Genomic DNA, 12501 nt, shown 5'->3' on the forward strand with positions numbered 1-12501 from the left:
TTCCTGAACTATCTTCAATTTGAATTCAACACTGTATTTTGCCATAAAAAGACCCCCATAAGTTAGATTACTTAGTCTAACTTATGGGGGTCTCTACAGACCAATCAATGGGATTTATTCTTATTTTACAAGCCCTTGGCAAAATCTCTGATTTCATTCAATTTTGCTTCGGATTTGTTTTCCTCACCTGCAGCGGTAAGAATACCGGCCACCTCAATCTTGGCATAGGCCATATAATCCTTGAACTGGGCAATGGAGCCATCGTGAGTACCTGGAGAACCAGAAGAAAGCATCAGAACGCATTTCTTGGCCTTTTGTGGCTTGCCAATGCAATAAACCCGCTGAATAGCGGCCTGCATCTGAGCCGTCATGGTGAAATAGTATACCGGTGAAGCGAAAACAATCATATCCGCCTCTTTGTAGGCTGGCAACAGCTTTTCAAAATCATCCTTCTGAACGCAATTGCCATTTCCCTTGGTATGGCAATACTCACAGCCCAGACAGCCACCGATTTTCATCTTGCCAACCTGATATTCCTCCACCTCATGGCCAGCTGCCTCAGCCCCTTCAATAAAGGCCTGGACCATAGCTGACGTATTCATTTTTCTTGGACTACCATTAAACACTGCAATTTTCATTAAAAATACCTCCTCAACATAATACACACCACTAACACACAACACTTTTTCTAAGCTTTTACCGCTTTATGCCACTTTCCTCATAGGGAAATGTCGAGCCTACACCAAAGTGAATAATCCACTCCGGCCGTTCCTCAATGGGAATCCAATAGCCATAAGCCTTAACAAAGGCCCCTTAATAGGTAATAGCTACTGTCTCCTTATTGTCAGCCGCTCTGTTGCACAAACACCCCTTATGCTGCTCCGGCTTGCCAACAGATGAGCATTTATACCAGGCTTTAAGCCAAACTCAGTAGCCTTCTGCTCCCCGTAGTTCATTTCTGGTGGGATAGACGCAGGCATATTAGTCAGGTCAACAATTTTTTTATTATCCAGATTTTCATAACCTAACGGTGTGTAAGAATTCGTGATGAATTAACTCATTTCCTTCTTTACAATTTTTTGTAATACTTCCTTTTCTTATCCGTATATATATATTGAAAAGTTAAAATTTTTACACCATAGGATAGAACAGGAGAATTGAAGGCCTTGTTAAACTCAAACACACCCAATTCATCACTATCATATTGTAATTTTGGTGATGAAATAGCCATATCTGCCACTGCAGCGGCCAATGATAATATTTTGACAGGTTGCCATTCACAGGCCCAAATGATATATAATATGGCAATTGCCATAGAACCACAAATTACCCATGATATGTTGTGTATAGCCAAAAAGCTGGGCACAGTCTTAGTTGGATTGGAGTACTCCGTAAAAACAGCCTCCAGTGTGAAAAAAAAGCTGGTGCGTATGGCCAATAAAGCCTTAGAAGCTGGCGAAAAACCAAAAAATGACTTTGAATATTTAAGGGAAATCGGTGACCTGATCCGATATACAGAGTTAGTTGACCACAATAAGATGGCTGACAAGGTTCGCGAGACCATGCTGCTCCTTGAGGATAAGGGGTATGATGTGTATGAAATCGACAATAAATACCTGAACCAAAAAGGACGGTACAAGGCTGTTCACCTAAATGCCATCAGTCCATCCGGCCAGATATTTGAAATACAAATACATTCAGAGGAAACTCTGGCAGCAGGTCGTATGACCCACAAGCTCTATGAGGAATGGCGAAAGCCCGAGACAAGTCTCGATCGAAAGGCTGAGCTTTATTCCGCTATCAAAAGTACATATGATAATCTGCCTATTCCCCGTGGGATAGAACATGTAGGAAATTATCAAAAAGCTGTATGAGCATTAAGCTCATACAGCTTTTCCTTTTATTCACAAATTCACTTTTCTGTAATTCTAATGGTCACATTGCCATGTGATAACAAATCCGTCATTTCCGACTGAGACAAATCTATATGCCCTAAACGGGTATACGACCAGGAATTGGAACCATAAAAAATGACTATCTTATCACCTGCGTACAGAACAATATCCCCGTATTGAGTAGTTGTCTGTTTATCATTTCTGGTCAAGCTATGACCTATAGAGCCAACCTGTTCAAACCCTCCGTACATTGACATATTGATGGTCAAAGGAAGCATCTTCTTCAATTCCTCAGTGGAAGGGTTCTGCTCCCAGCTAACAGGAACTACGGCATTATCAATCATCAATTTCATGGTCATTTCCTTATTCTGCTCTAATTTAACCGACATATTATTCTCTACTGCCTTTTCATGGCTTTCAACCACAGAAGTCGTGTCAGTAGTCTGATTAGCCAAACAGCCTGAAAGCAACAGCAGCATCGTTAGGCCTGCCACACCCAGTATTTTACATTTAATCATCAGAGATTCTCCCTAAACAATGATATTGCACCATTTTAAATATTTTTCCCGGCCACCAATGCGGTTTCTAAAACAGGATTTCCTGCAATTTCTCCCACTTCAGTTACGCCACCACAAAAAATTGTATCCTTCAGCTGAGCCTTCTCAAAGCATTCTATCCAGCCCTGTACGCCAGTACGTGTCCCAGCTACCGTTGTTTCTTCATCCTCGGCGGCTGTGGCCAGCAGGTAAACATCACGGAAACGATAATCTGAAGGAAAAAGGGGATTGGCTCTATCCAACAGGGTCTTAAGCTGCCCACACATACCATAATAATACACTGGTGTAGCGAAAACCAAAACATCGGCCTGTTTCATTTTTTCCACTATATCATTGGCATCATCATCAATTATGCATTTTAAAGTTTTTTGACAGACAAAGCAGCCCTCACAAAAGCCTAAAACTTTATCACGTAAGGTAATCTGTTCCACAGCATGACCAGCAGCCTTTGCCCCTTGAGCAAAAGCGGTGGCCAAGGACTCTGAATTACTGTTTTTCCTCAAGCTGGAGGAAATAATTACAACTCGTTTACTCATTTTCTCTCCTTAACAAAAAGTACACAACAAATTAGTTTAAATACATCGTTTTACTTTAATTTATTGTATTCCATCAGATCTACAGCCTCGCACCATTCACTGGAAGTATTTTCCCCCGGCACCTCAATGGCCAAATGCTGGAAGGCCGAGTTTGGCGCCGCACCATGCCAGTGCTTTACATTAGCTGGAATATGTACCACATCCCCCGGCTTAAGCTCCTGGGCTGGTTTGCCCCACTCCTGATAATAGCCACGGCCGGCGGTGACTAACAGCATTTGCCCGCCCCCCTTATCAGCATGATGAATATGCCAATGATTGCGACAGCCTGGCTCAAAGGTAACATTGCCAATGACAACCTGATTCAGGGACAGCATATTTAAGTAGCTGGTACCATCAAAATACTGGGCATAATTATCATTTACACCACCAACGGGGAACAAACTGGTAGCCATAATATTTTCCAAGGTTTCATTACCTGAGGTATTAGCAGCTGCTGCGGTATCTTTATATACCTCTTTGGCCAGATTAAATGCAGCCCAAGCCTTTGGCCAACCGCCATAAAAGCCCAGCTGAGTAATAATCTCAGCCATTTCTTCCTTAGTTACACCATTATTTTTAGCTGACTGCAAATGATATTTCAAAGAGCTGTCAGTAATGCCACTGGCCACCAAGGCTGAAACCGTCACAATACTGCGGTCATGCAAAGATAATACATCATTTTTTGACCACACTTCCCCAAAAAGAATATCATCGTTGTAACGGGCAAAATCCGGGGCAAATTCCCCTAACTGCTGCCGGCCGGCGGTCTGAACCACCTTTACTGCTTTACGATTATTATTTGCCATTTCTGCTACCTCCGTACTCGTTATAACGCCATTGTTCAAATTTTTCTTCTTTAGAAGAAAAATCTTCCAATTAGCGTTTCCCTAAAGGACTAGCTTCGCGTCGCAACGAGGTGGGATATATGCTCACCACCTGTTGAAGTTTGTTTTCACCCCCACCTAAAGAGTAGGGGGACATCTTCACCTCGTTATATTTGCTGACATAAACATTACAGCTGCCAGTCCTACTGCTATTTTTTGCTTAATATGCATAAACACTTCCCCTATCAAAAACTTATCTTTGAAGAGTTCTTTACCTGATTATTCTGCCAATAGCCATACCAACCAAAACATACAAGCCCAACAGACAGGCTATCAATATGGTATAAGCCGCTCCCGGCAAGGCAGTAGCCGCCGTAGCAAAAATATGCTTCATCAGCAGGCGGTCTCCCACCTGATTTATGATGGAACTATAAATTCCACCAAGAATCAATATGACCATCAGGCAATATTTAACCCAAGGATGAGTCCCTGCTGCATTATCAATGTTAAATACCTGTTTCCACTGTCCTAGCCAGCCTTTCCAATGCAGCCCCCAATGAATCCCGCACAAAAGCATTATGCCGTAAGCCAGTGATACATGAAACTGGTGAATGGTTATACTGCGCTGTATATCCAAAGGCATAATTTCCCGGAAAAGATAATTGGAAATGCCTGCTCCTGCACCGATTACCACTATTACCAGAACAAAAAGCAGTATGTTTGTTGCAGTATTTAACAACCGTTCAGCGTGCCAAGCCCCTTGCCGCAGCCCACCAAACCATTGACGGTGCTGATAAATATGCACAATAATCAGCAAAAACCATACTATACCAATTATCTCGTGGAACAATTTGGGGATATGGTGAAAGCACATCACCAATACCAGCAGTATGGGTAACAGCGCTGTCACCAGCATCTTTTTTGATATATCAGGCCACTTCATATTAAAATCCTAAACCGTTAAACCAACTTTTGATTTCCTCAGCAGAGGCATGAGGAGAAAATACCTTACCCTGCTTCCAGGTTGCCCGGGCATGATTAGCCTTAAACTTGGCAAATGTAAGCTTTTTCAAATATTCACCACTTGTACCGATGTCACTGCCACCAGAAGTACAAATACTTGTAATATTTTTATTTGAAAAATCATAGCATTCCACAAAGGTATTCATAATCCTAGGTGCCTGTCCCCACCAAATTGGATGGACTAAAATGATTGTATCATGATTGGCGATTGGAGCATTAGTATCAGCCAGTTCAGGACGGGAATTATCATCCTTTTGCTCCACAGTAGCTCTGGTAGTCTCATCTTTGTAATTTAAATCATCCTTAGTATATGGTTTCGCTGGACGAATTTCGTAAATATCTGCCCCCAAAGCCTTGGCTGTATTTTCAGCCAGCTGCTTGCTATTGCCTGTAACAGAAAAGTAAGCGACCAAAATCTTGCTATTGGCGACCGGTAACGATGCACCGGTGGTTGCCTGAGCTGCAGAAGCAGGTTTTTCCTCAGCCTTCCCCTTATCTGAGCCACAGCCCATAATCCCCAGTACAACCAACAAACTAACGCACAACAACAATATTTTTTTCATTTTCTTCATCCTTTCTATAGTACAAATGGATATACCCTATATCTTTTATCCTGTGCTAAGCCTCTTACAAATTAGCCCCAATTTTATAGGCCATATTGGCAAATTCAGATTTTTCCACCAGTGAACGGGCGCCACAACCGGTAGCCCACACCTGTCCCACATCGGTCCATTCCATATATCTAACCAGCGTGTCATAGTGATTGGACAAAGCCTCCATCGTCCAATCGGCACTATTATAAGCCGTTGCCATCATAATTGATTTCTTCCCATGAAGCTTGCTGGTACGGGAATAAAATCTGTCCACAATGATCTTCAATTGGGCCGACATACCGAAATAATACAGTGGCGTAGTCAAAACAATCAAATCTGCTTCCAGCATCTTTGGCATCAATGTATTTTCTATATCATCCTTAAATACACACGGACCATCCATGGCGCATTTGTCACACCCCCGACACGGGTGGGTATCTGTATTGGCTGCATCAAAGGTAAATACCTCATGACCGGCGCTTTTAGCCCCTTCCGTAAACCTATCCGCCAAATATATGGAGGTTGATTCGTTTTTGGGATGTGGACTGGATGTGATAACAACTATTTTCATATTCTTACCTCCTGACACACTGCCCTTTTCCGGCACTTTATTACCTTTGCTGTCCGACAAGGCAGATAAACCGCACCCGGATAAAAACAGCGTAATTGCCCCCATACTGCTTACTTTCAAAAATTCTCGTCTGTTCACCCTATTTCACCTACCAGTACGCGTCTGAAAAGCTATCCTTGTATGTTATTTAGTTACGACATTAGAGTGAAATCCTTTTGTACTTAATGGAATTTTAGTTTCCAAATTCTCAACAATATGGCTGGAAGTAAACATTGATTCTGTCTTTTGGAAAAATGCCTTGGCGGTCTGTGGTGCTACAGTCTTTCCACCGATTTGAGCCATGGCCATCATATCCCCTGGGGTAGATTCCAGCACAGCCCAATGCACCATTGGCATATTTCCCTCCGGTGTACGAATTGACTGAGCTCCTGCCATTGAACTGGCCATAACAATCCCTCCTAAACAAAGAAATACGGCTATTTTAAATAATTTGTTCATAATACACAGGTCCCTCTTTTTACATTATTTAGCATTAAAAGCCAGAACTGACTGTCAGTACTGGCTTAGTGCTTTTTTATTTCAAATTTTTCTTAAAGAAATTCTCAATTTTATCAAAAGGAATTTTTGCCATATTATCATACAAATCGATATGAGATGCTCCCGGAACTATTACCAGCTCTTTATTTTCACCCTTGAGCTTTTTAAAGGCATCCTCGCCGAAATAACGGGAATGAGCCTTTTCACCGTGGAGAACCATTACAGCGCTTTGAATTTCACCACTATATTGCAAAATTGGCATAGTCATCAGTGAAAGACCGGAAGTCACATTCCAGCCCCCATTGGAGTTAAGGGATCGAGGATGGTAGCCCCGCTTCGTCTTATAATATGTGAAATAATCTTTCACAAACCAAGGTGCGTCCTCCGGTAAAACATCCGGTACACCCCCGGCATTTTTATAAAAGCCATTTCGGTAATCCTCGGTACGCTGGTTGTTCAGTGCCTGCCGATTGGCATAACGCTCCTTGGCAAGCGTCGCAGCATCCTTTTCATAATCAAAATACCCATTGGCACTGACTCTGGTCATATCGTACATAGTAGAAGCCACTGTAGCCTTAATCCGGGTATCCATGGACGCAGCATTGATGGCCATACCACCCCAACCACAGATGCCGATTATACCAATACGCTCCGGATCAACATTTTCCTGAACGGAAAGAAAATCCACCGCTGCAGAAAAGTCCTCGGTATTGATATCCGGGGAAGCCACATACCTTGGGGCACCGCTACTTTCCCCGGTAAAGGATGGGTCAAAGGCAATAGTCAAATACCCTCTTTTCGCCATTTCCTGCGCATAAAGCCCAGAGGACTGTTCCTTAACTGCGCCAAACGGTCCGCTTACCGCTAAAGCTGCCAGCTTCCCCTTCGCTCCCTTTGGAATATACATATCGGCAGCTAAGGTAATTCCATACCGATTTACGAAAGTTACCTTCTTATGGTTTACGGCCTCACTTTTGGCAAAGACCTTATCCCATTCACTGGTCAAATTTAATTTTTCAACCTTAATGGCCCGATCACTGTGCTGCTCTGCACTCCGCATAACAATTCCCTCCTGTGTTGCTGCCTCTGCACTTATACCTATCGCCATCACACCTGCACACAACATACCTGCCAAAATTTGTTTTATTGCCTTGTTCATGGTATTTCCTCCCTGCTCAGCCACTGTACTTTTTCTTGATGGTTAAAGTATAGCAAAAAGCATTTTCTAATACCAATACCTATAGAAAATACTCTTCTATGCTTTACAGTAATAGATATTTACCCGTATAATATACCCAAGAACGCTGATACTTAGGAGGTTTTACCATGGAATTACGGGTTTTGAATTATTTTCTAACCGTGGCCAGAGAAAAGAGCTTTTCCCGCGCTGCAGAAAAGCTTCACCTTACCCAGCCTACCCTTTCCCGGCAAATAATGGATTTGGAAAATGAATATGGCAAACAGCTTCTCATACGGGAACCCCGCCAAATCAATCTGACCGACGATGGTCTTTTACTTCGGCGTAGGGCCGAAGAAATCCTTTCGCTGGTAGAAAAAACCGAGCAGGAACTTCTTCATCAGGAAGAAATTCAGGGAGATATTCGAATTGGTGCCGGTGAATCTGTAAATTTTGGGCTGGTTATCCAGGTGGCCAAAGCATTACAAAATAAGCACCCTAATGTACATTTTCACATCATAAGCGGTGATGGTGAAACCATTCGCTACCATTTGGAACGGGGACTTATCGACTTTGCCTATATTTACGGAAAACTGGATCCGGACAAATATATTCTTCTGCCTGTTCCATCGCAGGACCGCTGGGTTGTTTTTATGCAAAAGGATGATGAATTGGCGCAAAAAGAACAGATTTCCCCCAGTGATCTTTGGGATAAACCGCTACTGCTTTCCCGTCAAACCCTGTCCTCCGGCACCCATGCCGAAGACCTGCTCAAATGGCTGAACAAGCCTCTGGATGAGCTGAATATAGTCGGTTCATATACCCTGCTGTATAATGCCACCCTGATGGTACATGCAGGCCTGGGCTACGCCATTTCCTTTGAGGGTATCGTGAATACCACCGGAACAAATATCTGTACCCGTCCGCTAAACCATACCATATACGATCAACCATATATAGCCTGGAAAAAAAATCAGATTTTTTCCAAGTCATCCCAACAATTCTGTCAGGCTCTACAGGAAAACTTTGGTGCGTCCTAATGCTGACAGCACGGCTCCTATCAATGCTTCTATGTAGTATTCGACAAGAAAGTCCCCCCTATGCTATACTTTCATATATTGTGAATAAGAATATGAAGAATAGAAGGTAATATCATGTTATTTATTTCCATGCTTATAATGGGTATGATAATCGGTTTTATTGGTATTGGCGGAGCTGGTATCACCATTGCCCTTTTAACGGTTGGCTTTGGGGTACCAATTCATACTGCCCTGGCGGTGGCTCTTTCCGCTATGGTCTTTACCACAATGTCCGGTGCCTACAGCCATTTCAAAGAGGGAAATGTTATCCCCAAAACTGGCGCTGTTCTAGGTATTAGTGGCATGATTGGTGCCTTTATGGGGGCCAATATTTCCAATATCATACCATCGGATATTTTAGGGAAAATGTCCGGTTCCATTATGGTACTGTCGGCCATCCTGCTGTACACCAAAGTATATCAGCCGGAATGGTTAAATAAGCATTTTCCTCCCCGGGCGGGTTTATTGGAGGGAAACACGCTCTATATCTACGGCAGTATCGCCGGATGTCTCAATGGTCTTATATCCGGAACCTTTGGTATTGGAGCGGCGGCCTTTATTCAACTTACCCTTATGATAATCTTTGGCGTACCGGTTCTTTACGCCATCGGTACCTGCATGATGGTAATTTTGCCCATTTCCATTGCAGGAGGCATGGGATATATTTTAAACGGACAGCTGGATTTTCTCATATTTATCCAAACTCTCGTCGGCCAATCAGTAGGTGCATATCTAGGTGCCAAGCTTACCCGCCTGGCCCCCCGTCCTATACTTAAATTCTTCATGGTGGCCATGTCTGCCTCTGGCGGAATAGCCATGCTATTATTTTATTAATTAAAAAACGGCATACAAAAAGCGACTGAATCCTTTACCTTCAGTCGCTTTTATATATTATGAACCAATGCGGTAATTTCCCTGGCCATATTTTGTAGACTTACCTGTCTTTCCACAGCTCCCATATTGAAAGCCGCCTTAGGCATACCATACACTACACAAGATGCCTCATCCTGTCCTAAAGTTCGGGCTCCAGCCTTGCGCATCTCCAATAACTTAGCTGCACCATCTACCCCCATACCGGTTAATATGACTCCTACAGCCCGATTGCCAATCAGCTTGGCCACTGACTCAAACAATACATCCGCTGATGTAGTAACACCATGTATTCTTTCCCCGGCCTTACAAGATATAGTTATAGAATTAATTGAGCCGGTAACAGACATATGCTTGTCACCTGGTGCAATATAAATGGTGTTTTCTTTGGCCACTTCTCCATTTTCAGCCTCTTTAACTGGCAACGGACACTCATTATTAAGACGTTCCGCAAACAGCTTAGAAAAAGTAGGGCTGATATGCTGGACCACTAAAACCGGTGGCATTGGGGCCTGCAAATGGGACAAAACCTCCGACAAGGCCTCGGTACCACCTGTTGAGGATCCGATAGCCACCAACTTGCACCATCCACCCTCTCTTGGCGAAACCTTGGCTACAACCTGCACCCCTTTAGAAAGCTCGACAACGCGCTTGGCAACCATCTGCAAAAACTCTGTTTTGGAGGCGGCTACACCAATAGGCTTAATGATAAACTCATTGGCCCCTACTGACATGGCCATACCACGGTCTTCTTCCATGGTGCTGATGGCAATAATTTTTGAGCTATATTTTCGCTTAACCTCGCGAATAAAATCAAAACCGGACATACCTGTCAATCGTGTGTTGACCAGTATGCCAGTAGGCTCATTGTCGGCTATGCGTCGTAATGCTTCATGGGCATCACCGACTTTATCTATATCACAATCCGTATTAGCTTCATTTCTGATTTCGCGGGAACACATACTTCTAAAAAGCATTGATTCGTCCACTATTAAAATTTTCATACCAGACAAAAAATCACGCCCTTAGTCAAATAATCAATTAATATTTGATAATTATTCTTCCGGCAGCTTCAACCGCATTATGGCCTCTTCGATTTTTTCCCGATTATCATTTTCCTTGGAAACAATAACATCAAAAATAGCCAACAATTTCTCACCGTCACTGAGGATTTTATCCAGGGTTGCTCCGGCCTCCTCGGCTTTTGCTAATTCATCCTTAGCAGCCTTCGCGCCAGAAATAACATCCAATAGCATAGGTCTTGCCAAGGACTTCAAATGGTACAGCATTTCCTGAACGCGATTAATCTCCTTCTCCCGCTCATTTTCCATTAATTGCTGCTGTTTATCCATGCTTTTGAAGGCCAAAACAAGCTCATTCGCGGAATCCAGTACCTTTAGGACTTCTACTTGACCATAATGTATCTCATCATTCATAAAGGTCCGATAAGAAAAACCATAGGACATCTGGCGGGAAAAAATCTGCCGAAGACTGGAAATTGTAAGAATCGGTTCAAAAAGCGTCTGATCCTCATAATACACGACATTACGTACAAAGGTATATATATGTGTTTCATAATTGCCACGGCCAAACTCATCACCAAATTTATCCTTGATAAATCTAGCCATGCGATAACCACGAACCTGTCCAGTATCCAGATTTACATAATAGACACCTTGATAACTGTAACACAGAGCATCAATAATCTTATTACTAAGCTCCACCTCAGAACGCAGTTTAACAGTGTTTGCCTTGTCCGGTATTACCTGAAAATCCTGCTTAAGGTTATCCTCATACATGGTAAACACTCCCCTTTGTACTGCACTACTCTTCATTATACAAGAGTATTCTTAGAAGTACAATACAGAAAAATCCGTGGAAGCTATAAAATATTTGAAATAGTCCACCAATTCAGCTAATTACCGATAAAACCTTGTCTGGGACTATTGTCTTATTTTTTAAATCATAATGTCCAATACCCAAAAACTCACCCTCCGAATAAACTCTTAATAAAAGTTCATCCTTAAAGGACACAGTTGCAGAAAAACCTTTGTCAGAAGTCGACAAACCATTGCAAAATGCCTTACGACGATCTGGATTAAGATTATATTTAGGTATATGACTTATACATGCATCAGCTGCTAAAAGAGCCGTTTCCTTTTTTTCCTGTAGTTCTTCCACCGTAAGAGCATCATTTAAACTAAATTTTCCCACGGAGGTACGCACTAAAAAGGACATGGTTGCCGGAATATTCATGGCACGCCCCATATCCTGACATAAAGAGCGTATATATGTACCCTTGGAACAATCCACATCAAAAAGCAAGGTTTTCGCTGCATTATCCTTAGCAATAAGCGCCAAATGATAAATCTCCACCTGACGGGACGGAATCTCTACCTCTACCCCCTGCCGTACCAAATCGCAGGCCCGACGGCCATTGATTTTAATGGCTGAATAGGCTGGCGGCACCTGCACAATAGTTCCAGTAAAGGAGGAAAAAACTTCTTCTATCTGATTATTATCAGGCATAGAAAAATCAGTGGAAGACGCCAGCACCTTACCGCTGTCGTCCCCACTGTCTGTTTCCATTCCCAAAAGCATTTCTGCCCTATAGGATTTATTTACATTATCTAAATATTCAATAAGCCGAGTTGCTCGCCCTACGGCAATAGGCAATACGCCGGCTGCTCCCGGATCGAGGGTTCCGGCATGGCCCACATGTTTTTCCTGCAACACCCGGCGGACCAACCCCACTGCATCGTGGGAGGTCATCCCCGGCGGTTTGAGAAAATTGATAAAA

The 12501-nt window shown here is 42.9% G+C and carries 15 protein-coding genes; 3 read left to right on the plus strand and 12 right to left on the minus strand.

The features are described from left to right. Nucleotides 1-125: 125 nt before the first annotated feature. The gene (locus QZV24_RS08720; protein ID WP_294522973.1) at nucleotides 126-638 is read right to left on the minus strand and encodes a flavodoxin family protein; all 513 of its coding nucleotides are present in this window, start codon (nucleotides 636-638) and stop codon (nucleotides 126-128) included. Between the two features lie 528 nt (nucleotides 639-1166). Between QZV24_RS08720 and QZV24_RS08725 the strand changes: the two genes are divergently transcribed. Continuing rightward, a complete protein-coding gene (locus tag QZV24_RS08725) occupies nucleotides 1167-1874 on the plus strand; it encodes a hypothetical protein (protein WP_294522977.1) in 708 nt (235 codons plus the stop codon). A 38-nt stretch (nucleotides 1875-1912) separates the two neighbouring features. Here the strand turns inward: QZV24_RS08725 and QZV24_RS08730 are convergent, their stop codons facing one another. The 8 genes from QZV24_RS08730 to QZV24_RS08765 all read right to left on the minus strand — a co-directional run bounded on the left by QZV24_RS08730 (nucleotide 1913) and on the right by QZV24_RS08765 (nucleotide 7734). Continuing rightward, entirely contained in the window at nucleotides 1913-2413 is a 501-nt protein-coding gene (locus tag QZV24_RS08730) for a cyclophilin-like fold protein (protein ID WP_294522980.1), read from the minus strand. A 35-nt stretch (nucleotides 2414-2448) separates the two neighbouring features. Next, entirely contained in the window at nucleotides 2449-2988 is a 540-nt protein-coding gene (locus QZV24_RS08735; protein WP_294522983.1) for a flavodoxin family protein, read from the minus strand. A gap of 50 nt (nucleotides 2989-3038) precedes the next feature. Further along, entirely contained in the window at nucleotides 3039-3833 is a 795-nt protein-coding gene (locus tag QZV24_RS08740; RefSeq protein ID WP_294522986.1) for a carboxymuconolactone decarboxylase family protein, read from the minus strand. Nucleotides 3834-4122: 289 nt separating this feature from the next. Further along, nucleotides 4123-4794 (minus strand): hypothetical protein, encoded by a 672-nt coding sequence (locus QZV24_RS08745; protein WP_294522988.1) that lies wholly within the window; start codon nucleotides 4792-4794, stop codon nucleotides 4123-4125. Between the two features lies 1 nt (nucleotide 4795). Beyond that, nucleotides 4796-5437, minus strand: a complete 642-nt coding sequence (locus QZV24_RS08750) for a flavodoxin (protein ID WP_294522990.1) — start codon at nucleotides 5435-5437, stop codon at nucleotides 4796-4798. A gap of 64 nt (nucleotides 5438-5501) precedes the next feature. Beyond that, nucleotides 5502-6176, minus strand: a complete 675-nt coding sequence (locus tag QZV24_RS08755; protein ID WP_294522992.1) for a flavodoxin family protein — start codon at nucleotides 6174-6176, stop codon at nucleotides 5502-5504. A 45-nt stretch (nucleotides 6177-6221) separates the two neighbouring features. After that, nucleotides 6222-6485: a hypothetical protein gene (locus QZV24_RS08760; protein WP_294522994.1), complete on the minus strand. Its 264-nt coding sequence runs from the start codon at nucleotides 6483-6485 to the stop codon at nucleotides 6222-6224. A 127-nt stretch (nucleotides 6486-6612) separates the two neighbouring features. Continuing rightward, entirely contained in the window at nucleotides 6613-7734 is a 1122-nt protein-coding gene (locus QZV24_RS08765) for an alpha/beta hydrolase (protein ID WP_294522996.1), read from the minus strand. Nucleotides 7735-7901: 167 nt separating this feature from the next. Here QZV24_RS08765 and QZV24_RS08770 point away from each other — a divergent pair, with 167 nt between their 5' ends. Both QZV24_RS08770 and QZV24_RS08775 read left to right on the plus strand, forming a co-directional pair. Beyond that, a complete protein-coding gene (locus QZV24_RS08770; RefSeq protein ID WP_294522998.1) occupies nucleotides 7902-8792 on the plus strand; it encodes a LysR family transcriptional regulator in 891 nt (296 codons plus the stop codon). 114 nt (nucleotides 8793-8906) lie between these two features. After that, on the plus strand, nucleotides 8907-9665 hold the full coding sequence (locus QZV24_RS08775; RefSeq protein WP_294523001.1) for a sulfite exporter TauE/SafE family protein: 759 nt from the start codon (nucleotides 8907-8909) through the stop codon (nucleotides 9663-9665). Between the two features lie 50 nt (nucleotides 9666-9715). Here the strand turns inward: QZV24_RS08775 and QZV24_RS08780 are convergent, their stop codons facing one another. The 3 genes from QZV24_RS08780 to truB all read right to left on the minus strand — a co-directional run. After that, nucleotides 9716-10705, minus strand: coding sequence for a chemotaxis protein CheB (locus QZV24_RS08780; protein WP_294523007.1), 990 nt, complete (start codon nucleotides 10703-10705; stop codon nucleotides 9716-9718). Between the two features lie 51 nt (nucleotides 10706-10756). Further along, a complete protein-coding gene (locus tag QZV24_RS08785) occupies nucleotides 10757-11500 on the minus strand; it encodes a hypothetical protein (RefSeq protein WP_294523003.1) in 744 nt (247 codons plus the stop codon). A gap of 112 nt (nucleotides 11501-11612) precedes the next feature. Further along, on the minus strand, nucleotides 11613-12501 hold an 889-nt coding region (truB, locus tag QZV24_RS08790), incomplete at its 5' end, for a tRNA pseudouridine(55) synthase TruB (protein ID WP_294523005.1).

Source organism: uncultured Anaerovibrio sp. (assembly GCA_902786545.1).
Lineage (GTDB): Bacteria > Bacillota > Negativicutes > Selenomonadales > Selenomonadaceae > Anaerovibrio.